The organism is Reyranella sp. (assembly GCF_052439685.1).
GTDB lineage: Bacteria > Pseudomonadota > Alphaproteobacteria > Reyranellales > Reyranellaceae > Reyranella.
Genome location: NZ_JBQVQG010000003.1, coordinates 151207 through 171755, shown reverse-complemented (window position 1 = coordinate 171755; position 20549 = coordinate 151207). Strand labels below are relative to the sequence as shown.

Genomic DNA, 20549 nt, shown 5'->3' with positions numbered 1-20549 from the left:
CGGCTTAACCGCTAAGGGCCGTCATGTCCGCGTCGAGCCCATTCCTGCACCAGGAACCGGATGTCGAAAACCGGCTCGCTGTGATAGCCCTTAGAGCGTCCCTCGCCCGGCCAGCAGAGCTTTCGCTGCTCCAGGTTACGGTCGGCGACCAAGCGAATGCCCGCCTCAAGATCGCCGCGCCGCGACAGCGCGACCGCCAGAAGCCCCTCAAGCGTGTCACGCAGGCAGGAAGCGTCCCTCGGCGGCAATTGTGCCACCTCCGATGGAAGATCACGCAATGCAGCTTCGATCTGATCCGCCCTGGCAGCCCATGCAAACGCATCCACGATCTCGATCAGGCGTCTCGATGCCTCTTCCACGTCGTCGCTCTTGCGAAGGCGCATGAAGGACGAAATGTCGGTGTCGTCGCCCATCTCTTGCAACAGCATGACACTCGTGAAGACGTCCAAGAACCCTCCGCCGCCGCTCACGCTACTGGCGGCGAAATCGCGCAGCATCGTCCTGGCCTTGTCGACCTGTCCTTGCAGTATCAATAGCCAGACGACCGCGAATTGCTTCTCGGGAAAAACCAGGAGATAGGCATCGAGCGCCGCGACGGCCCGAGCGCGCAAGCCGGCATTTTCCAGAATGTCGATGAGGTACGTGAGGCGCCAGTTATCAAGCCAGATCGCAGATGGATCCGACGCCCTGAGCGCCTGAGCATCCGCTCCCCTGCCCTCGAGAATCAACGCGATGAACCGGAGCGTCGCCGGCAATCTCGGAGCTGCCTGACCGAGGATCTTGCGTTCGGGCTCGGGAAGATCGGCCAGTCGCGGGACCAGGCCCGAATGCGGATAGGAAATCAGAAATTCCATGATCCGATCCAAGCTCAGAAGCCTGGCGGCCTGGTCATCGATCGCGCCAACTGCCATCACGCGGGCAAGGACCAACGATTGCCTTGCCACATACCAGGAGATCATGGGCCCATTGAGCATCGCGAGTTCGGTTTGCGGGGCAGCCGCCAGAATCGCGGCATTGATCATGTCGATGCCGTTCTCGCGTGCGCTTTTGTCGAAGACGACGATCAGTTGGTCTATCAGATCAATCGACCGGGCGCCTGTACTCGTGCCGGCGATCGACTCTGCCAAGGCGACGAGTTGCGACGGCCATGGTGACGAGTAAGGGCGAGACTCGCCGTGCACCTTGAAGGCGGTCGACCAATAGATGCTGCGCGCTCCCCAACGGAACCAGTATCCGCGGTCGAGGGTCCAGTCACAATCGCCGTAGTCGGTCGAAACTCTGCGATCCGGCAAGATTTGGCCCGGCGCGACCACGCTGACGAACTTTCGGACGAGGCGTTCGACCTCGGCACCGTCGCCGCGGCGGCTCGCCACGATGGCAAGACGCGCCAGGATCTCGGGTCCCGCCGGCGCATGTTGCGCCGTCTGCATCATGACCCGGTCCGCCCGCTGCTCGGCCTCGGCCGTCGCGCCAAGGTCAGCTAGCGCGAGGCCCATCACGCCGTCGACTTCAGGCTCCGTGAGCCGGATCGCGACTTCCCGGGCAAGCGACCTGTAGCCTCGCTGGCACAGCCAGTTGAGGACAATGCCGCGATTGGTTGCACTCCCACGCTCGCCAAGGGCTGGCTGCATCGACTGAAAAAGCCAGGTCATCGCGTCCGGATCGTTCGCGCGCATGACCTGCCAGAAATACTGGCGGTCTACGCCCTTGCCGGACGACGATCCGTAATACTGCCGATCGATGAGGTAGACCCGCTGCAGGTGGCCCCGCTCCCCCGCCAGGACTATCGCCTCGTCGATGCCCGTTTCCAGCACGTGATTGTCGCCAGACAGCGGTTTGAGCGGCTCATGTATCACCCGCAACCTGTCCGCCGCCTCGTACTGCCGGTGCGTCGACGGGAGCGACAGCAGCGCGACATAGGCTTCGATCTGCATCCGCCGTTTCAGGTCGGCATCCGTCTCGCGCTGCGCCTTCTCGAGATGCGCGTCGATCAGCTCGATCGCCCGGCTGAGCGTCGTCCGACCAGTCGACGATTGCGCATGCGCCACGGGAGCGGCGAAGAACAGCGACAGGGTCATCGCCAAGGCAGATTTGATCCAAAGCCTAGATTTCATCGTCGATGCCGGGCGCGTTAACCAGTGTATAAAGATCGCTAACGAACGACTGAGAGTATTCGGTGGCAAAGACTACGACAACCTGCGCGCGTCGGCATCGCACTCCGGGTCGGAGCGACGGAACTCGATGAACGCGCCACTCCAGCTCGGTCGTTCGATCGCCCGTCGCGAGGACCAGCGATTCCTGACCGGCCGCGGCCGCTATGCCGATAATACGGCGCCGGCCGATGCACTCGCCGTGCTGTTCGTACGTTCGCCGCATGCGCATGCGCGTATCCTGGGCATCGACACGGCGGCCGCACTCGCCTCTCCCGGGGTCGAGGCCGTCTATACGGCGCAGGATCTGGTGGCCGACAAGGTCGGTCACCTGCCGGCCATCAGCGAGATCAAGGATGCGGCGGGAAATCGCCATCGCGAACCGGAGCATCTCCCCATGCCGGTCGGCAAGGTGCGCCATGTCGGCGACATCGTGGCGATGATCGTGGCGGGCACGATCGACCAGGCGCGCGACGCCGCCGAACTGCTCCAGGTCGACTACGAGGAATTGCCCGCCGTCGTGACGGCGGCGCAGGCGCTGGCCGCGGATGCGCCGCTCGTGCATGACGACGTGCCCGGCAACCTGATGTGCCGGTGGGGTAAGGGCGATGGAGCGGCAACCGAGGCCGCGTTTGCGCGTGCCGCCCATGTCACGACGCTCTCGATCCGCTCGCCGCGCCAGATCGTGCATTACATGGAGACGCGGTCCGCCTGGTCGCGCTACGAGGCCGGCGAGGATCTCGTCACCGTCACCTTCTCCTCTCAGGGCGTGCAGATCCCGCACCGGCTGATGTGCGAGCGCGTCCTTCACGTCCCGAAGGAAAAACTGCGTCTCGTCACCCAGGATGTCGGCGGCGGCTTCGGGCCGAAATATCCCATCTATGCCGAATCGACGCTGATCGCCTGGGCGACTCGCAAGATCGCCCGCGGCCTGCGCTGGACCTGCGAGCGCGGTGAGCTCGCGCTGGCCGACAGCCATGCCCGCGACCTCGTTGCCACGGCGGATCTCGCCCTCGACGCCGACGGCCGCTTCATCGGCCTGCGCGTGAAGGCAGAGGCCAACTATGGCGCCTATGTCTCGATGTTCGCGCCGACCATCCCGACCACCGGCCTCGCCAAAGTCATTTCGGGCCTCTACCGCATTCCCGCGATCCGGGTCGATTTCGACTGCGTCTTCAGCAACACCGTGCCGGTCGATGCCATCCGTGGCGCGGGCAAGCCCGAGGCGCTGTTCCTGCTGGAGCGCCTGGTCGATCTGGCGGCGTACGAGACCGGCCGCACGCCGGTCGAGCTGCGGCGTCTCAACCTGCTGCGTGCCGACGAGATGCCCTACGCGGCGGCGAGCGGCTACACCTACGACGCCGCCGATTGCACCCGGCTGTTCGAGACGGCGCTGTCGGCCGCCGACGAAGCGGGCTTCAACTCCCGGCGCGCGGCCAGCGAAGCCGCGGGCAAGCGGCGCGGGCTTGGCCTGTCCTGCCACCTGCACGGCACCGGCGGCATCGCCGACGAGCATGTCGTGGTGAATGCCGAGGCCGGCAGGCTGGTCGCGCGGGTCGGCTCGCAGAGCCAGGGCCAGGGCCACGAGACGGTGTTCGCGCAGATCCTGGCGGCCACGCTCGGCGTCCCCGTCGAGCGAATCGAAATCCAGCAAGGGGACACGCGCAGCATCCCGCACGGCGGCGGCACCGGGGGCTCCTCCTCGACCATCATCAGCGGCACGACGCTGAAGCGCGCGGCCGACGTGCTGATCGAGCGCGGTCGCGATCTCGCCGCCGAACGGCTCGAGACATCGCCCGCCGACATCGCCTATCGCGACGGCGCCTTCGAAATCGTGGGCACGGACCGGCGGGTCGGCCTGTTCGAACTGGCGGCCTGGAAGCCGTTCGACGGCGATGCGGTGTTCGCCGACAAGATCGAGTCCTTCCCGACCGGCGTCATGGTCTGCGAGGTCGAAGTCGATCCCGAGACCGGCGAGACGCGCATCGACCGCTTCCTGGCCGTCGCCGATTGCGGCCAGGTCGTGAACCCGCGCCTGCTCGCGGGCCAGATGCATGGCGGCATCGTGCACGGTCTCGGCAACGCGCTGATGGAAGAGGCCCTGTACGACGAGGACAGCGGGCAGCTGCTCACGGGCACCCTGATGGACTATGCCTTGCCGCGGGCCGACGACGTGCCCTCGTTCGGGATCGAGACGATCGCGACGCCTTCGCCCAACAACATGCTGGGCTTCAAGGGCGTCGGCGAACTGCCGACCAACGGCGCGCCGGCGGCGCTGGCCAATGCCGTCCTCGACGCACTGCGGCCGCTCGGCATCCGTCACATCGACATGCCGTTGACCGCCGCCAAGGTCTGGGCGGCCCTGCAGAAGGGCTGATCAGGCCGACAGCAGGTCGAAGAGGCCGCGGCCGCCGACATAGAGGCCGGCCGCGATCACGAAGAGCGCGAAGATCCTCGTCAGGGCGCCCTTGCGCCTGGCCAGCACGGCATTGGCCTTGGTGCCGGCCAGCGCACCGGCGACACCGCCCGCGATCAGCAGGGCTGCCACCTGCCAGTCCACCAGCCCGGACCAGGCATAGCTGCCGGCTGCCGTGATGCCGAAGGCGGTCACCGCGACGAGCGAGGCGCTGGTCGCCTCCTCCAGCTTCATGTCGGCGGCGAGGATCAGGCCCGGCACGATCAGGAAGCCGCCGCCGATGCCGAAGAAGCCCGACAGCAGGCCGACGCCCGCACCCAGCACAATGAGACGCGGCAGGAGCTGCCGGGCGTTCTCGCGCGTCAGCCAGGCAGACCGGGCGCCGCCTCGATCCTTCGGGCGCAGCATCATCAGGCCGACGACGATCATCAGGACGCCGAACAGCGCCACGAGCTTCTGCCCGTCCATCGCCTTGCCGAGCGCCGCGCCGGCGAAGGCGCCACCGACACCCGCGAGGCTGAACACGATGGCGCAGGGCCAGCGGATCGGCGCCTTGCGCGCATGCATCGCCAGCCCCGCCGCGGCATTGATGGCAACGGCGAAGGCGGCGGTGCCGATCGCGACATGGGCCGACGGCAGGCCAACGGCGTAGAGCAGCAGCGGCACGGCGAGGATCGAGCCCCCGCCCCCGATGAGTCCGAGGACGAGGCCGACCACTCCGCCCGAGGCAAGCGCGGCGACCGGGGCGAACATCAGGCCAGCGCCTTCCGCACCGTCCGGTTCCACGGCATCAGCGCCAGCAGCTTGGCCATGCCGCACCATCCCGTGCTGCCGGCGAACACCAGCCCGGCGCCGACGAAGGCCGAGACGGCGAGGAACGCGGGCGCCACCCACAGGCTGAGGACGACACCCAGCACGACGAGGCTGCCGGCGACGATCTGGACCTGCCGCATGATCTCGATCGGCTGGCTCCGGTCGGCCGAGACCGGCAGACCGGCGCGCTTCCAGGCTTCGAGCCCGCCTTCGAGCAGATAGGCCTCGCATCCCGCCGCCTCGCCGAGGCGGGCAGCGTTGGCGCCGGTGCGGGCGCCCGAGCGGCAATGAAAGATGACCGCCTTCGCGCCGGGCGCTTCCACGCTCCGCAGCGTGGAGAGCGGCGCATGCTGCGTGCCCGGGATGTGCTCGCGCGCCCTTTCGTCGGCCTCGCGCACGTCGACCAGGACGGCGCCTTCGGCGATGAGCTGCCGCGCCTTGGCGGCATCGATGACTGGCAGGGACATGATGGATCCTTTCCGCGCGGCCGTTCAGTCCGCGCAATAGAGTCGATGAAGCGTCGACAGCAGCGTCTCGATCCGGGCGTCGCCGATCCGGTACCAGACGGTCTGCGCCTCGCGCCGGAAGGCGACGATCCCCTCCTCCCGCATGCGTGCGAGATGCTGGGACAGCGCCGACTGCGACAGGCCGACCTCGGCCGCGAGCGTGCCGACGGTCGCCTCCCCCACCTCCACGAGCTTGCAGAGGATGAGCAGGCGGCGGTCGTTCGCGAGCGCCGAGAGGATGCCGGCCACTTCGCCGGCTTTCGCCTGAAGCGCCCTGGGGTCGATGTTCTGTTTCGTTTTCATTTTAGGTATTGCTAATTTAGATATCACTAATATATATGTCAATGAGAGAACGGAGGAATTCATGAGCCATCCCATCATCGACGCCTTCTTCGACGAGGCGACTTACACGGTGACCTATCTGGTGACCGATCCGGAGACCCGCCGCGCGGCAATCGTCGACCCGGTGCTCGACTACGACCACAAGTCGGGAAAGGCCTCGACCAGATCCGCCGAACGCGTCCTCGCCAAAGCGGCGGAACGGCAAGCCTCGGTCGAATGGATTCTGGAAACCCATGCCCACGCTGATCATCTGACGGCCGCGCCGCTGTTGAAGGCGCGCATCGGTGCGAAGGTCGTCATCGGCGAGCACATCCGCGACGTGCAGAAGATCTTCAAGAAGGTCTTCAACGCGGCGGACGTGAGCGAAGACGGAAGCGAGTTCGACCGGCTGGTCAAGGACGGCGAGGTTCTGACGCTCGGCAAGCTCCGCATCGAGGTGCTGCACCTGCCCGGCCACACGCCGGCGGACGTCGCCTACCGGATCGGCGACGCCGTGTTCGTGGGCGACACGATCTTCATGCCCGACTACGGCACCGCCCGCGCCGACTTCCCCGGTGGCGACGCGCCCACGCTCTACCGCTCGATCCGGCGCTTGCTCGCCCTGCCGCCGGAGACGCGCCTGTTCATGTGCCACGACTACAAGGCGCCCGGCCGCGACCAGTATGCCTGGGAGACGACCGTTGCCGAGGAGCGGGCGCGCAACGTCCATGTGCATGACGGCGTGCCCGAGTCCGATTTCGTCGCGATGCGCACCAAGCGCGACGCCACGCTGGCGGCGCCCGTACTGCTCCTGCCCTCGGTGCAGGTGAACATCCGGGCGGGTCATCTTCCGCCGCCGGACGAGAACGGCCAGAGCTACCTCAAGATTCCGGTGACGCTCGTCGCGGCATGACGATTGGCAGCGCGCTTCGCTCCCGTTAGGCTCGCGCCCAAGGGAGAAGAAACGCATCATGTCCAAGAAAACCGTCCTCGCGCTCGCGGGCGCGCTGGTCCTGTTCGCCTCGTCGGCTTTCGCCCAGGCGGCATGGCCCAACAAACCCATCAGGCTGGTCGCGCCCTATCCGCCGGGCGGCCAGACCGATGTCGTGTCACGCTACTTCGCCGAGAAGCTCTCCGGCGTGCTGGGCCAGCAGGTGATCGTCGACAACAAGCCCGGCGCAAACGGCATGGTCGGCATGGAGATCGTCAAGAATGCGCCCGGCGACGGTTACACGTTCGTCTACGTGAACTCGTCGATGATGTGCATCAATCCCTACGTCTACAAGAAGATCCCCTATGACGGGTTCAAGGACTTCATGCCGGTGACGCAGCACGGGCTCGCGCCGCTCGCCATGGTCGTGCCGCCCTCGCTGGGCATCAAATCGGTAAAGGAATTCGTCGCCTGGGCCAAAGAGCGCAAGGGCAAGGTGAACTTCGCCTCGTTCGGCAACGGCTCCTCTTCGCACATCTGGGGCGAGATGCTGAACCAGGCCGAGAAGCTCGACATGACGCACGTGCCCTACAAGGGCGCCGGGCCGGCCGTCCAGGACGTCATCGCCGGCCATATCCCGATGACCATCCAGGACCTCGCCGCCAGCGGCGGCGCGATCAACGGTGGCAAGCTGACGCCGCTCGCGGTCACGTCTGCCCAGCGCTGGCCGCGCCTGCCCAACGTGCCGACCTTCGAGGAGGCCGGCTACAAGATCAACCTGACCGGCTGGAACGGCGTCATGGCACCGGCCGGCACGCCCAAGGAAATCGTCGAACGGGTGAGCGCGGAGATCCGCAAGCTGGTGCAGACTCCCGAGGGCAAGGAAAAACTGCTCGACATGGGCCTGATTGCCACCGGTACGACGCCCGCGGACATGACCGAGATCATGAAGACCGGTTGCGCCGCCTGGGGCGACGCCGTGAAGCGTGCCGGCGTTGAGCCCGAATGAGCGATGGGGCCTGATCCACATCAAGGACCGGAAGACCTCCCCATGCGAGCGTTGCGCGCATGGGGAAGCGCATCCTGATCCTGAACGGCCATCCCGACACGACCCGCAAGGGCCTGTGCGGGGCCCTCGCCGATGCCTATGCGGAGGGCGCCACCTCGGGCGGCCACACGGTCGAACGGCTCGACATCGGAGCGTTGCAGTTCGACCTGCTGCGCTCCCAGAGCGAATTCGAGAACGGCACCGCGCCGCCCGACATCGCGGCGGCCCAGGAGGCGATCCGGCGCGCCGAACACCTGGTGGTCCTCTTCCCCCTGTGGCTGGGTGACATGCCGGCCTTGCTCAAGGGCTTCTTCGAACAGGCGCTGCGGCCGGGTTTCGCCTTCGCCTATCGCCCCAACGGCTTCCCGGAGAAGCATCTCGCCGGGCGCAGCGCGCGGATCGTCGTCACCATGGGCATGCCGGAGATCCTGTACCGCTGGTACTTCCGTGCACACGCGGTCAAGAACCTGAAGCGCAACATCCTGGGCTTCGTGGGTTACGGGCCGGTGCGCGACACGATCGTAGGCGGCGTCGCTACCGCGAAGCCAGCCGCCATGGCCCGTCATTTCGAGACCATGCGCGCCCTCGGCCGGGCCGCGCGCTGAGCTAGCGCCGCGACAGGCGGTCGAGCGCCACCGCGATCGCCTCGCGTGTCGAAGCGGGCTGCTCGGCGATGGCATGGCCCAGGAGGTCGAGCTGGCGGCGCAGCGTGTGCACCTGGTCGACCAGGTCGACCACCGTCTCCACCGACTCGTCGTCGAAGCCCAGCTCGTCGACCAGCTCGCCCAACAGGCGCGCACGCGCGACGTCGATCTGCTCGAAGTGCCAAGCGTCGCCGCTGCCGGCCGGTCGCAGCAGGCCACGCGACACCCAGCGCTCGACATGGACTTCCGTCAGCTGACCGTGCTGGCGCAGCAGTTCGTCCAACGTCGTCATGTGAACTGCTCCATCTCCTTGCGTGGATCGTAGGCACGCCCGGCTTCCCAGCCCTCGAGGAATTCCTTGAGCTTGGCGTCCGGCGTCTCGGGAAGGACGACCTTCAGCTTTACATACTGGTCGCCGCGCTGGCCCGACTTGCGGTCGAGCAGGCCGCGGCCTTTGAGCCGAAGCGACGTGCCGGTGTTGGAACCGGCCGGCACGTTGAGCATCACCGCGCCGCCCACCGTCGGCACCTTCACCTTGCCGCCCAAGGTGGCCTCAGTGAGCGTCACCGGCAGATCGACATGGATGTCGTTGTCCCTCGGCTGGAAGAAGGCGTGCGGGTCGACATGGATCTCGACATAGGCATCGCCGGCCGGACGGCCCTGCGATCCCGGCATGCCCTGGCCCTTGAGACGCAGGGTCTGCCCGTCGGTCGTGCCCTCGGGCACGTCGATGTCAAGCGTCTTGCCGTCGGGCAGCGTCACGCGCTGTTTACCGCCGCGCGCGGCGACGAGGAAAGGCACGCGCAGACTGTAGGTGACGGGCATGCCGCCCATGTCGAAGCCCTCGCCACCGAAGCCACCACCACCGCCACGGCGCTGGCCGAACATCTCGGAGAAGATGCCGCCCATATCGACGAACGATTCGTGGCCGGCGGCATGTTCGTACTTGCCGCCGCGGCCACCCGCCTGATCGCGGTAGAAGCCGCGCGGCGGCATTTCCTGGCCGGTGCCATCGATCTCGCCCGCGTCGAAGCGCCGGCGCTTCTCCGGGTCGGAGAGAATGTCGTTGGCCTGGCCGATCTCCTTGAACTTGGCTTCTGCCGCCTTGTCGCCAGGATTCAGGTCGGGATGGTGCTTCTTGGCGAGCTTGCGGAACGCCTTGCGGATGTCGTCCTCGGAGGCGGTCCTCGGCACACCCAAGACGGAATAAGGATCTGTCATAGCCCTACAGATGTGACGTGTATTGCGAGCTTACAAGAGCTTTGTGACAGGCGCTCACAGTCCCAGCACCGCCTTGGCGATGATGTTGCGCTGGATCTCGTTGGAGCCGGCATAGATCGTCGAGGCCCGGTTGTTGAGGTAGAGCGGCATCGCGCTCACGCCCCACTCGGGCGTCACGGTCGGCTCGTTGTGGCCGAGCTCGCGCGCCTCCGGCTCGAACGGCGCGGCATACCAGGCCAGCGCCTCGACACCGAGATGGTCGAGCTTCTGCAGCGTCTCGCTGCCCCTGATCTTCATCGACGAGGAGACGGCACCGGGATTGCGGCCGCGGCTGAGGTCCGACAGGACCTGCATCTCGATCATCTCCAGCGCCTGGATGTCCATCTCGGCCTCCGCCAGCCGCTCGATGAAGCCACGCTCGGCGATCAGACGGCCCGTCCCGTCGGCCGCCTCCTCCCTCGCGATGCGCTTCACGTCGTCGAGACGAGCGTAGAGATTGGGCGTGTAGGCATCGCCACCGCGCTCGAATTCGAGCAGATACTTGGCGACCGTCCAGCCGGCATTCTCGGGCCCGATGCGGTTGGCTATGGGTGTGCGGACATTGTCTAAGAATACCTGGTTGACCTCGTGATCGCCGGCCAGGGTCAGGATCGGGGCAACGCTGAGGCCCGGCGCCGTCATCGAATCGATCAGAACGAAGGAGATGCCGTCCTGCGGCTTGCCCTCGGCGGAGGTCCGAACCAGGCAGAACATGTGATCGGCGACGTGCGCGCCGGTCGTCCAGATCTTGGTGCCGTTGATGACATAGTCGTCGCCGTCCCGCTCGGCCCGCGTCTTGAGGCTCGCAAGGTCGGAGCCGGAGCCCGGCTCGGAATAGCCCTGGCAGAAGGTTATGTCGCCCGACACGATGCGCGGCAGGTACTTCTCCTTCTGCTCCGGCGTGCCGAACTTCATGATCACCGGCCCGACCATGCGCAGCCCCATGGAGAAGATGCGCGGTGCGTCGGCCGCAATGCATTCGCGGCTGAAGATGTAGCGTTGGGTCGCGCTCCAGCCGGTGCCGCCATATTCCTTCGGCCAGCTCGGCGCCGACCAGCCGCGGCGGGCCAGGATCCTGTGCCACCGCATCCCGGCCGCATAATCCGCGAACACACCGGCCGTCTTGCGCCCGGCCTCGCGCAGGTCTTCGGTCAGATTCTCGTCGAGAAAATGCCGGACTTCGGTGCGGAAGTTCTCGTCTTCCCTGCTGAGCGCCAGATCCATGCTTTCCTCCGGTTCATCTTTCCGTGAAGGCTAGCGACCCCTGGCACCGTTCGTCCAGTGGCGGGCTGACACGGGCGCAGGACGGGCGGTATGGTTCTTGCCTCAGGAGCGTATCGAACGCGGAGGTCGCCGTGGCCCGACTGGTTGGTCTGATCGCCCTTCTCTTCCTCGCGCTGCCGGCGACGGCCCAGGAGCGCAAGGAAGTCGACCTCGCCCTGGTGCTGGCGATCGACATCTCGGGCAGCATCGATCCGGACGAGGCCAGGTTGCAGCGCGAGGGCTATGTCGAGGCCTTCGGCGACCCGGTCATCGTCAGGGCAATCCTCGGCGGCAATCACGGCCGTATCGCCGTCGCCTACTTCGAATGGTCCGACTCGTGGATCCAGAAACTGCTGATCGACTGGACCCTGCTTGATTCGGAAGCCGCCATCGCGGACTTCCGCCAGCGCCTGTCCGACGCCCCGATCTCGATCTCGCGCCGCACCTCGATCAGCGGCGCCATCCGCTACGCCATTCCCATGTACGGTCGCAGCCCCTACGACGCCGACCGCAAGGTGCTCGACATTTCGGGCGACGGATCGAACAACGATGGCGGCCTGGTCACCGAGATCCGCCACGACGCGCTGAAGGAGCGCATCATCATCAACGGCCTGCCGATCATGAACGGCCGCCCCAACCCGTTCGGCTTCCCGGCCGAGGACGACCTCGACAAGTACTACCTGCACTGCGTCACCGGCGGGCCGCGTTCCTTCGTCGAAGTGGCGCGCAGCTTCGAGGATTTCCCCCGCGCCATCCGCAAGAAGCTGCTGCAGGAGGTGGCCGACATCGGCCCTCTGAACGACTTCGACATCGGTGAGCTCGGCGCGGCGCGTGACGGCCTGCAGCTCGCGCAATCGGGCAGCGGCGCACGCCGTCCGGTCAAGGCCGACGACGACTACACGCGGTTCGTCCGGCCGGAGTACGAGCTGGGCTGCGACGTCGGCGAGCGCCGCTCGCGCGATTTTTGGCAACGGCGGTTCGGCGTCACGCCCGACTGAGGCGGTTTGACCGATTCGGGCTCGATCCGGATGATGTCCCCAACGAAGCAACAAGGGTCGGGGCATTCCGACCGAGGGGAGCCCGTGACCGACGCTACCGCCCAGGCGGTCTATTTCTACGACCGCCATCCGATGTCGGGCGACATCATCAAGGCGAAGCTGCGGGCCGCGCGCGGCCATCTGGATGGCGTGACGCCGGAGGAACTCTGGCCACACGACCAGGATCACTATGGCGGCCTCGCCGCCACCGATGCGATCGCGCAGGCGGCGTCGATCGGCCCCGGCACGGTGGTCGCCGATTTCTGCGCCGGCCTGGGTGGCACCGTGCGCTACCTCGCCCATCGCTACGGCGCGGACGTCACCGGCATCGAACTGACACCGTCACGGGTCGCCGCCGCTCAGGAACTCATCGCGCTGGTCGGCCTCAAGGGTAGCGCGCGGGTCCGGCAGGGCAACGTGATGGAGGCGCCGCTGTCGAACGGCGCCGTGGACGTCATCGTGAGCCAGGAGGCGCTCTGCCACGTGCCGGACCGGCGGAAGACTCTGGCGGAAGCCTTCCGGGTGCTGCGGCCGGGCGGACGGCTCGCAATGACCGACTGGATCGCCAACGCGCCGCTTTCGCCACAGGACGCGAAGCTGATGTGGGACGGCATGGCCATCCAGCCCCTGGAGACGATGTCGTCGTACGGCGACATCGCAAGGGAAGCCGGCTTTCACGTGCAGTCGGCCACAGACCTCACTGACGAATGGGGGCCGATTCTCCAGCAGCGGCTTGCGATGTACCAGCAGCTGCGCGAGGAAGCGCGCCTGGCCGGAACGCCGATGGGCCACGACGCCTTCCACGACTCCTACATCCGCTTCGTCGAACTGATCCTGCGGCGCGACCTCGGCGGCATCCGGCTGATCGCGCTGAAACCGGACTAGGGCCCGGGGTGCGGGGCGCTTCCTCCGCCAAGAGGATTGAGCTGCGCCGGGCCGAGGCCGGGATCGAAGCCACCGCCGCCGATTCTCGGTCCGCCCATCCGCGGCGGTCCGCCCGGGCCCGTCGCTCCCCCTGGACCGCGCGGCGCCGGTCCGCCCTGGATCGGTCCGGAGGCGTTCGGGCCCTTGCCGGAATTGGCGTCGGAGAAGCCGGTTGCCTTCGCCGCTCTGTCGGGACCCGCATCGGGCCTGCCGCCGGCCGCTTCGAGCCTGCTCATGTTGTTGGCGAGGCTCCCCGACGGAGGCCGCATTGCCGGCCCTGGCGCCTGGCCAAGGAGCGTGCTGACCTGAAAGCCGGGCACCGTCACACTCTGCGTCCGTCCCTGCCCTGTCATCGTCATTTCGTATCCGAACATGAAGGTAGCGGTGGTCTTCGTCGGCTCGACGCTGAACATCGCGATGCCGCCGCGAATGGTGAGTGTGGCCGAGGGCGTCACGACGACGACCGGCGTTTTCTTGCTGATCCTGCCGCCGACGAGGCGAAACACGCCTTTCGTCGCGGTGAGCGCGAGTTCGCCCAGCTTCTGGTCGGCATCGTAGACGAACCTGTCGAGGGTGACCTGCGCCTGGTTGCTGATCGTCAGGGCGGTTCCGTCGAGGAACAGGAGATGGGCGCGATCCGCATCGCCCGTGGTCACGACCTCGCCGGCCTGCACGTCGATCCCGACATGGAGAATGCGCTCGATCTCGTCCGGAGGCTTCCCGGTCGGATCACCCGTGACCGCCGACGTGATCCCGATCCTTTGGGCGATCGCCGAACGGGACGCACCCGCCACCAGCGGCAAAGCCAGGATTGTTGCACCCACGAGGAGCGCGCCGCGCTTGATCTGCATGGACTGGCTACGCGGGTGCGGCCGTCCCCATCCCCATCGAGCGGCCGACGATGTTTCATCGCACCACGAGCAACATTCTCTGTCGGGCGCGTCAGCCCCGCGACGAAAGCACGACCAGCAGGCTGCCGAGGCGGGTCACACGAAGCGGAAGCGCTTTCGCAATAGCGTCGAGCGCCGCATCGGCCCCGCGCGCATCGAAAGAACCCGTCACCGGAAATGTGCGGAGGCGCGCATCGGTCAGGACAATACGGCCACCGCGATAGCGCTCCAGATCGTCGATGACTTCTCCGAGCGGCGTGTTTCGGAAAACCAACCGGTCGCGCCGCCACGCCTCCACCTGATCAAGATCGGCATCCCGCACCGTGCCCGTCCTGTTGGGACCATAACGCACCAGCTGGCCTTCGTTCACGGTCACCGGCTCGACGCCGTTGGCCGACACCAGAACGGAATGCTCCGTCACCGCGACCGCCACGAGCCCATCGCTCATCTTTATGTCGAATCCCATGCCCAGCGCCCGGGTCTGACCCGAAGCGGCATGCACCACCAGGGGACGAGCTAGATCCTGCACGACGTCGAAAGCGGCTTCGCCCTCGTGCAGCACGATCCGACGCAGGTCACCGGCAAAATCGACCGATAGAGACGACGCGCCGGCCAGCTCGATTCCCGATCCGTCCTCCAGAACGATCCTACGGCGTTCACCGACGGCGGTGGCGTGTGTGGCGAACAGACTCGCCCGCATGGGCAGCAGGGCCGTCGGTATCGCAAGGACGGCAACGGCGCCCGCTGCGTGGAAGAACCGTCGGCGACCCGCGCGCATCGGTGCCGGCGTTGAACGCGCGGGACGGACCGGCAGATCCTCGACGAGACGTGGCGGCCCGAAGGATCGGGGTCGCTGCGGTGGCCGGTCTCCGAAGGCTGGCGCCACTCTCCGCAAGCGCATCCAAACCTGCTGCGCACGACGCCAGGCGGCGCCATGGCTGGGATCGAGATTCAGCCAGTCATGAAAAGCTTCGCGATCGGCCGCGCTCGCATCTCGGTCCTTCAGGACCACGAGCCAGTGCAACGCCTCCTCGAGCAATGGATCCTGGATTTCTTCCCGCATGACGCTCCGTGCGGCGATGTCTTCCACGCCCGCTCTAGCGGGGGGGCGGCCATCTCGCGCTCTATCGCGGCCAGAGCATTCACCATGTGGCTTACGACGGCGTTACGGCTGATGCCCAGCCGTAACGCGATGTCGGCGTGCGACACGCCTTTGAAGCGGCAAAGCAGAAAGATCTCCCGGCAACGCGACGGCAGCCCATCGATGGCGCGGGCCATTCGTGCGAACTCGCTCCGGTAAAACACGACGTTCCCGGAAGCGGGTTGCGGTGTGGCTCGGGAAGGATCGTCCGACTCGGTCTGGCGCTGATGATCGATCGCGACGCTGGCAGCAATGTCGAACAGATGGCTGCGGGGACTACCCCGCACCGCACAGCCTCGCTTGTGGGCTATGCGAAGCCAGGTCTCCTGCGCAAGATCCGCCGCCAACGACGGATTTCCGAGACGACGCGTCAGGAAGCGCATCAGCGCCTGACGGTGCTCGGCGAAGCTCTGCAGGAGGACGTAACGACAAACCTCGGCCATCCCGGCTACTTTATCCCAATTGCGAACGATTCGCAAATTGTGCAGAGGCTGCGCTGCCTGCAGCCCCTATGCCGCGACGATGGTCTTGAAGCCGCCCCAGGCCATGCGCTTGGGATCGAACGGCATGCCGGGCGGTTGCTTCTGCATGCGCGGATCGGCCATCACCTTCGCATTGACCCTGTCGCGATGAGCCCTGGATCTGTAGAGAATGTAGGAGAAGACGATGGTCTCGCCGGGCTTGGTCTTGACGAGCGTCGTGAACGGCATGCCGAACTTCACTTTGAGGTCGTCACCGACGCACTCGCGATAGTCGAGCGCTCCGTGTTCTCGCCAGACCTTGCCGGCCAGACGGGCGATCTTTGCGTAGGCGGCCATCTTCTTCTTGGGCACGACGAGGACGAATCCATCGACATATGACATCGAGCGCTCCTCTATTTGCTTGTGCACATGGGCTACGGGAATTGCACAACGTGTGTCAATCGAGCCGGAGTATGGGCAAGGCCGACAATTTCCTGGCCGCGAAGTCGAGGAAGGCATCGATCTTCGGCGCACGATGGGCGCGGCCCTTGGTAACCAGTTGCACGGGCAGCGGCGGAGGTTCGAAGGCCCGCAACAGGCGCACCAGACGTCCGGCCGCGAGATCCTCGGCGACCTGATAAGAGAGAAACTGAGCGATTCCGCGGCCCTCGCGTGCCAGGCGTAGGCGGGTTTCGATGTCGTCGACACGCAGGCGCCCCGCGAGATGGGCGGGTGCACCGCGGCGGCGGCGGCCGAAAGTCCATTCCATCGCCCCGCGGGACGTGCCCAGCAGCGCCTCGTGCATTGCAAAGTCGGCCGGTGCTTTCGGAGTGCCGTGCCGGGCGAGATAGGTAGGGCTCGCCACCCACTGCCGCCGCACATGCCCAGCCGGTCGCGCCACGAGGCCCGAATCGGTGAGGGCGCCGATGCGCACCGCCACGTCGATCCCTTCCTCGATGAGATCGACGTTGCGATCGTTCAGCAGCAGTTCGATCTCGACACCGTCATGGCTGTCGAGGAAGCGCGCCGCCAGCGGGGCGACATGCCGCCGGCCGAACTGCACCGGCGCGGCGATGCGCAACAACCCGCGTACCGGCGCGTCGAGGGCGCCCGTCGTGGCGGCTTCGTACGCCTCGATCACACTTCGCGCCCGCTCATAGAGCGCGCGGCCGGCCTCGGTCGGCGCGAGGCGCCGCGTCGTGCGATCGATCAGGCGCACGCCGATCCGGTCCTCGAGCGCCGCCAGGGCCCGCGTCACCGCCGGCGCCGAACGGCGCAGCCGCTGGGCTGCACGCACCAGGCTCCCCTCCTCCACGATGCGCACGAAGATCGCGAACTCGTCCAGCCGGTCCATGCATTCTTCCAGAATTTGGAATTATGATTTTATCATTCGTGCCGTTATCGCAGAAAACGGCAAGTCTTATGTTGGGGTCGACCAAGGAGGACGCGCGAATGTTGAACGGAAGTTGTCTCTGCGGCGCCGTCGCCTACGAAGCCGATGCTCCCGTGGAGCGGATCGTACACTGCCATTGCCACACCTGCCGCAAGACACATGGCACCGCCTTCTCGTCGGTCACCGCGGTCCCGCGCGACAAATTCCGTTGGCTGCGCGGCACGGAAATGCTCGGTGCCATCGAATCGTCTCCCGGCAAGTTCCGCCGCTTCTGCAGCAAGTGCGGTTCGCACGTGATGGCCGAACGCGTGGCGCAGCCGGTCGTTCTGTTGCGTTTGGGCTGCCTCGACACAGAGGTTCAGAACGTGCCGCAGCTCCATATCTGGCGATCCGATGCGGCCGCCTGGTACGACCCCAAGATCGGCTTGCCCGAGAAGCAGGAGGGTTTTTGATGCCCCCCGACACGATGGACTTCCTGCCGTTCCACGCCGACGAGCAGGCGGCGCAGAGGCTCGCTGGGCAGCGAACCGGTCTCGCGCCGATCCGCCCCTTCCTGCCGGAGCAGCATCGCGCCTTCTTCTCGCAGCTGCCCTACCTGTTCACGGCGACGCCCGACGCCACGGGCTGGCCGATGGCGTCGGTGCTGACCGGTCCGCCGGGCTTCGTCGGGTCACCCGATCCCTTCACCCTGGCGATCGATGCCCTGCCGCGCGACGGCGATCCCGCGGGCCCGGGCTTTGTGGCCGGGGCCGGGATCGGGCTGCTGGGAATCGATCTGGCGACGCGACGGCGCAACCGCGCCAACGGCCGCATCGTCGAGCGCGACCGCGGGCTCACGGTCCATGTCGCCCAGAGCTTCGGCAATTGTCCGCAGTACATCCAGACGCGCAGTGTTGCTCCCACCGCGAAAGAGGCAGGGCCGGTCGAGACCCTGTCAGCGCTCGACGAGGCGGCGCGCGATCTCATCGAATCGGCCGACACGTTCTTCGTCGCCAGCCGGGCGCGCGCCGAACTCGGCGAGGAGGGTGGATTCGACATGTCCCATCGCGGCGGCCGCCCGGGCTTCGTCGGCGCGCGGCGCGACACGCTCGTCATCCCCGACTTCCGTGGCAACCGATTCTTCAACACGCTGGGTAACCTGCTGGGCGACCCACGGGCCGGGCTGCTGTTCGTGAACTTTGACACCGGCGAGTTGCTGCAGCTCCAGGGCAAGGTCACCGTCGACTGGCACCCCGGCGAGGCGCGTCCGGACGGCGCCGAGCGGCTGTGGCGCGTCGAGGTCGAGCGCGCGGGGCGCACGCCCTCCGCCTTTCCCTATCGCTCGACGTTCGGCAGCTACGCGCCGAGCACATTGCACACCGGCGTCTGGTAGGGAGCTCGTCTCAGGCTGCGGCGGACCGCAGCCGCGCCACCATGGCCTCGAGCGCCAGCAGATAGGAATCAACCCCAAAGCCTGCGATCATGCCGACCGCCGCCTCCGAGGTGATCGACCCGAAGCCGCGCTTCTCGATGTTGGTCATATGGATCTCGATCGCCGGCATCGAAATCGAGCGCAGGCAGTCGCGCAGCGCGTGGCCGCCATGGAGAAAGCCGGCGGGATTGAACAGCAACCCGTCGAACTTGGCGCGATCGGCCTTGTAGATGGCCGACACCGCCTCGCCCTCGGCGTTGGTGTAGACGATCTCGACCGAGACGCCGAGATCCTTGGCCCGGCGCCTGATCGCGGCGTCGAGTTCCTTGGCGGTGGTCGTCCCATAGAGCTCGGGCTGTCGGCGGCCCAGATACTCCATGTTCGCGCCCTGAATCAGCAGCAGGTTCATCAGGCGAACCTTACTGCAATTTCGTCCATGAGCGAACGAAACCCGTTCCGCAAGTCAACGCGGCAGCGTCGAGGTCCCCATCAAGCTTTCGTCGATGGCGCGCGCGCACTGACGACCCTCGCGGATCGCCCAGACGACCAGCGACTGGCCGCGACGCATGTCGCCGGCGGCGAACAGTCTCGCCACCGACGTCTGGTAGTCCTTCACGTTGGCCGCGACATTGCCGCGCGGATCGAGCGCGACGCCCGCCTGCTCCACGAGGCCCGGCCGGCGCGGACCGAGGAACCCCATGGCCAGCAACACCAGATCGGCCCGGAGTTCGAAGTTGCTGCCCGCGACCTCCTGCATGCCCATGCGGCCGTCGGCGCCCTTCATCCATTCGACGCGCACGCACTCCAGCGCCTCGACCTTGCCGTTGCTGCCCACCGCCCGCTTGGTCAGCACCGCGAAATCGCGGGCGGCGCCTTCCTCGTGGCTCGACGAGCTGCGCAGCTTGAGCGGCCAGTCGGGCCAGGTCAGCGCCTTGTTCTCACGCACCGGCGGCTGCGGCATGACTTCAAGCTGCGTCACCGAAGCCGCACCATGGCGGTTCGACGTGCCCACGCAATCGGACCCGGTGTCGCCGCCGCCGATCACGATGACATGCTTGCCCTTGGCGGTGAGCGTGCCGCGCGGCGCGGCACGCGCCTCGTCGTCGCCGGCATTGCGCTTGTTCTGTTGCGTCAGGAAATCCATCGCGAAATGGATGCCGTTCAGCTCGCGCCCCGGCACTTCGAGATCGCGCGGCAGCTCGGCGCCGCCGGTCAGGGCGACGGCGTCATAGCCTTCGAGCAGCGACTTGATCGACAGGGTGGCACCGACCTCGACGCCGGTCCGGAACTCGACGCCCTCGGCCTCCATCTGCCGCATGCGCCGGTCGATATGGTGCTTCTCCATCTTGAAGTCGGGAATCCCGTAGCGCAGCAGGCCGCCGACCCGGTCGGCCTTCTCGAACAGGGTCACCGAATGACCGGCGCGCGCGAGCTGCTGGGCGCACGAAAGACCCGCTGGTCCGGAACCGATGACGGCGACGCGCTTGCCGGTCTTCTGGACGGGCACGAGCGGCTGGATCCAGCCCTCCTGCCAGCCACGATCGACGATCGAGCATTCGATCGACTTGATGGTCACCGGGTTGTCGTCGATGTTCAGCGTGCACGAGGCCTCGCAGGGGGCGGGGCAGATGCGGCCGGTGAATTCCGGGAAGTTGTTGGTCGAGTGCAGGACCTCGAGCGCATCCTTCCATCGGTCGCGCCGCACCAGCTCGTTGAACTGCGGGATGATGTTATTGACCGGGCATCCGTTGTGACAATACGGGATGCCGCAATCCATGCAGCGCGCTCCCTGCCGAGAAACCTCGGCCGGCGGCATCGGCAGGACGAATTCCTTGTAGTTCTTCAGGCGCTGCTCGACCGGTTCGTAAGAGCGGTCCTTGCGCTCGATCTCGAGGAAGCCCGTGGCTAGGCCCATATCAGTAACTCCCGCTCAAATCTTT

General features: G+C 66.7%; 22 protein-coding genes. 8 read left to right on the top strand and 14 right to left on the bottom strand.

Going from position 1 to position 20549, the window contains the following annotated elements:
- Nucleotides 1-11 precede the first annotated feature (11 nt).
- A complete protein-coding gene (locus ACT6UX_RS06385; protein WP_444774309.1) occupies nucleotides 12-2084 on the bottom strand; it encodes a hypothetical protein in 2073 nt (690 codons plus the stop codon).
- Nucleotides 2085-2241: 157 nt separating this feature from the next.
- Between ACT6UX_RS06385 and ACT6UX_RS06380 the strand changes: the two genes are divergently transcribed.
- Nucleotides 2242-4527: a xanthine dehydrogenase family protein molybdopterin-binding subunit gene (locus ACT6UX_RS06380; RefSeq protein ID WP_444774308.1), complete on the top strand. Its 2286-nt coding sequence runs from the start codon at nucleotides 2242-2244 to the stop codon at nucleotides 4525-4527.
- Here the strand turns inward: ACT6UX_RS06380 and ACT6UX_RS06375 are convergent, their stop codons facing one another.
- From ACT6UX_RS06375 to ACT6UX_RS06365, 3 genes are read right to left on the bottom strand one after another with little or no spacing between them, the layout of a single operon-like run.
- Nucleotides 4528-5319, bottom strand: coding sequence for a sulfite exporter TauE/SafE family protein (locus ACT6UX_RS06375; RefSeq protein ID WP_444774307.1), 792 nt, complete (start codon nucleotides 5317-5319; stop codon nucleotides 4528-4530).
- A complete protein-coding gene (locus ACT6UX_RS06370; RefSeq protein WP_444774306.1) occupies nucleotides 5319-5846 on the bottom strand; it encodes a rhodanese-like domain-containing protein in 528 nt (175 codons plus the stop codon). The genes ACT6UX_RS06375 and ACT6UX_RS06370 overlap by 1 nt, the downstream gene beginning before the upstream one ends.
- A 24-nt stretch (nucleotides 5847-5870) precedes the next feature.
- Nucleotides 5871-6188: an ArsR/SmtB family transcription factor gene (locus ACT6UX_RS06365; RefSeq protein WP_444774305.1), complete on the bottom strand. Its 318-nt coding sequence runs from the start codon at nucleotides 6186-6188 to the stop codon at nucleotides 5871-5873.
- A gap of 61 nt (nucleotides 6189-6249) precedes the next feature.
- On the opposite strand from ACT6UX_RS06365, the gene ACT6UX_RS06360 reads away from it, so the two are divergent.
- The 3 genes from ACT6UX_RS06360 to ACT6UX_RS06350 are packed head-to-tail and all read left to right on the top strand — an operon-like array spanning nucleotide 6250 to nucleotide 8790.
- Nucleotides 6250-7119 carry an MBL fold metallo-hydrolase gene (locus ACT6UX_RS06360; RefSeq protein ID WP_444774304.1) on the top strand — a complete coding sequence of 290 codons (870 nt, stop codon included), beginning with the start codon at nucleotides 6250-6252 and terminating at the stop codon, nucleotides 7117-7119.
- A 58-nt stretch (nucleotides 7120-7177) separates the two neighbouring features.
- Complete coding sequence (locus tag ACT6UX_RS06355; protein ID WP_444774303.1) at nucleotides 7178-8146, top strand: Bug family tripartite tricarboxylate transporter substrate binding protein; 969 nt, start codon at nucleotides 7178-7180, stop codon at nucleotides 8144-8146.
- A 59-nt stretch (nucleotides 8147-8205) separates the two neighbouring features.
- Nucleotides 8206-8790 carry an NAD(P)H-dependent oxidoreductase gene (locus ACT6UX_RS06350; RefSeq protein WP_444774302.1) on the top strand — a complete coding sequence of 195 codons (585 nt, stop codon included), beginning with the start codon at nucleotides 8206-8208 and terminating at the stop codon, nucleotides 8788-8790.
- A gap of 1 nt (nucleotide 8791) precedes the next feature.
- Here ACT6UX_RS06350 and ACT6UX_RS06345 read toward each other — a convergent pair whose 3' ends face one another.
- The 3 genes from ACT6UX_RS06345 to ACT6UX_RS06335 are packed head-to-tail and all read right to left on the bottom strand — an operon-like array spanning nucleotide 8792 to nucleotide 11313.
- Nucleotides 8792-9121, bottom strand: coding sequence for a chaperone modulator CbpM (locus ACT6UX_RS06345; protein ID WP_444774301.1), 330 nt, complete (start codon nucleotides 9119-9121; stop codon nucleotides 8792-8794).
- Nucleotides 9118-10050, bottom strand: coding sequence for a DnaJ C-terminal domain-containing protein (locus ACT6UX_RS06340; protein WP_444774300.1), 933 nt, complete (start codon nucleotides 10048-10050; stop codon nucleotides 9118-9120). The genes ACT6UX_RS06345 and ACT6UX_RS06340 overlap by 4 nt, the downstream gene beginning before the upstream one ends.
- A 54-nt stretch (nucleotides 10051-10104) precedes the next feature.
- Nucleotides 10105-11313, bottom strand: coding sequence for an acyl-CoA dehydrogenase family protein (locus tag ACT6UX_RS06335; RefSeq protein WP_444774299.1), 1209 nt, complete (start codon nucleotides 11311-11313; stop codon nucleotides 10105-10107).
- A 131-nt stretch (nucleotides 11314-11444) separates the two neighbouring features.
- On the opposite strand from ACT6UX_RS06335, the gene ACT6UX_RS06330 reads away from it, so the two are divergent.
- A complete protein-coding gene (locus tag ACT6UX_RS06330; protein ID WP_444774298.1) occupies nucleotides 11445-12350 on the top strand; it encodes a DUF1194 domain-containing protein in 906 nt (301 codons plus the stop codon).
- 84 nt (nucleotides 12351-12434) lie between these two features.
- Nucleotides 12435-13274: a class I SAM-dependent methyltransferase gene (locus ACT6UX_RS06325; RefSeq protein ID WP_444774297.1), complete on the top strand. Its 840-nt coding sequence runs from the start codon at nucleotides 12435-12437 to the stop codon at nucleotides 13272-13274.
- On the opposite strand, the gene ACT6UX_RS06320 is transcribed toward ACT6UX_RS06325, so the two are convergent.
- From ACT6UX_RS06320 to ACT6UX_RS06300, 5 genes are all read right to left on the bottom strand, one after another.
- Nucleotides 13271-14164, bottom strand: a complete 894-nt coding sequence (locus ACT6UX_RS06320) for a FecR family protein (RefSeq protein WP_444774296.1) — start codon at nucleotides 14162-14164, stop codon at nucleotides 13271-13273. The genes ACT6UX_RS06325 and ACT6UX_RS06320 overlap by 4 nt on opposite strands.
- 91 nt (nucleotides 14165-14255) lie before the next feature.
- Nucleotides 14256-15293 carry a FecR family protein gene (locus tag ACT6UX_RS06315; protein WP_444774295.1) on the bottom strand — a complete coding sequence of 346 codons (1038 nt, stop codon included), beginning with the start codon at nucleotides 15291-15293 and terminating at the stop codon, nucleotides 14256-14258.
- Nucleotides 15206-15787 (bottom strand): RNA polymerase sigma factor, encoded by a 582-nt coding sequence (locus ACT6UX_RS06310; protein WP_444774294.1) that lies wholly within the window; start codon nucleotides 15785-15787, stop codon nucleotides 15206-15208. Before ACT6UX_RS06310 ends, ACT6UX_RS06315 begins: the two co-directional genes overlap by 88 nt.
- Nucleotides 15788-15853: 66 nt before the next feature.
- The gene (locus tag ACT6UX_RS06305; protein ID WP_444774293.1) at nucleotides 15854-16207 is read right to left on the bottom strand and encodes a DUF1428 domain-containing protein; all 354 of its coding nucleotides are present in this window, start codon (nucleotides 16205-16207) and stop codon (nucleotides 15854-15856) included.
- A gap of 55 nt (nucleotides 16208-16262) precedes the next feature.
- A complete protein-coding gene (locus tag ACT6UX_RS06300; protein WP_444774292.1) occupies nucleotides 16263-17159 on the bottom strand; it encodes a LysR family transcriptional regulator in 897 nt (298 codons plus the stop codon).
- Between the two features lie 98 nt (nucleotides 17160-17257).
- Between ACT6UX_RS06300 and ACT6UX_RS06295 the strand changes: the two genes are divergently transcribed.
- Both ACT6UX_RS06295 and ACT6UX_RS06290 read left to right on the top strand, forming a co-directional pair.
- Nucleotides 17258-17650 carry a GFA family protein gene (locus tag ACT6UX_RS06295; protein WP_444774291.1) on the top strand — a complete coding sequence of 131 codons (393 nt, stop codon included), beginning with the start codon at nucleotides 17258-17260 and terminating at the stop codon, nucleotides 17648-17650.
- Entirely contained in the window at nucleotides 17650-18570 is a 921-nt protein-coding gene (locus ACT6UX_RS06290; protein ID WP_444774290.1) for a pyridoxamine 5'-phosphate oxidase family protein, read from the top strand. The genes ACT6UX_RS06295 and ACT6UX_RS06290 overlap by 1 nt, the downstream gene beginning before the upstream one ends.
- A gap of 10 nt (nucleotides 18571-18580) precedes the next feature.
- On the opposite strand, the gene ACT6UX_RS06285 is transcribed toward ACT6UX_RS06290, so the two are convergent.
- Nucleotides 18581-19018: a type II 3-dehydroquinate dehydratase gene (locus ACT6UX_RS06285; protein WP_444774289.1), complete on the bottom strand. Its 438-nt coding sequence runs from the start codon at nucleotides 19016-19018 to the stop codon at nucleotides 18581-18583.
- Nucleotides 19019-19072: 54 nt separating this feature from the next.
- Nucleotides 19073-20524, bottom strand: a complete 1452-nt coding sequence (locus ACT6UX_RS06280; protein ID WP_444774288.1) for a glutamate synthase subunit beta — start codon at nucleotides 20522-20524, stop codon at nucleotides 19073-19075.
- Nucleotides 20525-20549 lie beyond the last annotated feature (25 nt).

Coding starts and splice junctions, on each gene's coding strand:
- ACT6UX_RS06380 (WP_444774308.1), top strand. CDS start 2,242: ATGAACGCGCCACTCCAGCTCGGTCGTTCGATCGCCCGTCGCGAGGAC.
- ACT6UX_RS06375 (WP_444774307.1), bottom strand. CDS start 5,319: ATGTTCGCCCCGGTCGCCGCGCTTGCCTCGGGCGGAGTGGTCGGCCTC.
- ACT6UX_RS06370 (WP_444774306.1), bottom strand. CDS start 5,846: ATGTCCCTGCCAGTCATCGATGCCGCCAAGGCGCGGCAGCTCATCGCC.
- ACT6UX_RS06365 (WP_444774305.1), bottom strand. CDS start 6,188: ATGAAAACGAAACAGAACATCGACCCCAGGGCGCTTCAGGCGAAAGCC.
- ACT6UX_RS06360 (WP_444774304.1), top strand. CDS start 6,250: ATGAGCCATCCCATCATCGACGCCTTCTTCGACGAGGCGACTTACACG.
- ACT6UX_RS06355 (WP_444774303.1), top strand. CDS start 7,178: ATGTCCAAGAAAACCGTCCTCGCGCTCGCGGGCGCGCTGGTCCTGTTC.
- ACT6UX_RS06350 (WP_444774302.1), top strand. CDS start 8,206: ATGGGGAAGCGCATCCTGATCCTGAACGGCCATCCCGACACGACCCGC.
- ACT6UX_RS06345 (WP_444774301.1), bottom strand. CDS start 9,121: ATGACGACGTTGGACGAACTGCTGCGCCAGCACGGTCAGCTGACGGAA.
- ACT6UX_RS06340 (WP_444774300.1), bottom strand. CDS start 10,050: ATGACAGATCCTTATTCCGTCTTGGGTGTGCCGAGGACCGCCTCCGAG.
- ACT6UX_RS06335 (WP_444774299.1), bottom strand. CDS start 11,313: ATGGATCTGGCGCTCAGCAGGGAAGACGAGAACTTCCGCACCGAAGTC.
- ACT6UX_RS06320 (WP_444774296.1), bottom strand. CDS start 14,164: ATGCAGATCAAGCGCGGCGCGCTCCTCGTGGGTGCAACAATCCTGGCT.
- ACT6UX_RS06310 (WP_444774294.1), bottom strand. CDS start 15,787: ATGGCCGAGGTTTGTCGTTACGTCCTCCTGCAGAGCTTCGCCGAGCAC.
- ACT6UX_RS06305 (WP_444774293.1), bottom strand. CDS start 16,207: ATGTCATATGTCGATGGATTCGTCCTCGTCGTGCCCAAGAAGAAGATG.
- ACT6UX_RS06300 (WP_444774292.1), bottom strand. CDS start 17,159: ATGGACCGGCTGGACGAGTTCGCGATCTTCGTGCGCATCGTGGAGGAG.
- ACT6UX_RS06295 (WP_444774291.1), top strand. CDS start 17,258: ATGTTGAACGGAAGTTGTCTCTGCGGCGCCGTCGCCTACGAAGCCGAT.
- ACT6UX_RS06290 (WP_444774290.1), top strand. CDS start 17,650: ATGCCCCCCGACACGATGGACTTCCTGCCGTTCCACGCCGACGAGCAG.
- ACT6UX_RS06285 (WP_444774289.1), bottom strand. CDS start 19,018: ATGAACCTGCTGCTGATTCAGGGCGCGAACATGGAGTATCTGGGCCGC.
- ACT6UX_RS06280 (WP_444774288.1), bottom strand. CDS start 20,524: ATGGGCCTAGCCACGGGCTTCCTCGAGATCGAGCGCAAGGACCGCTCT.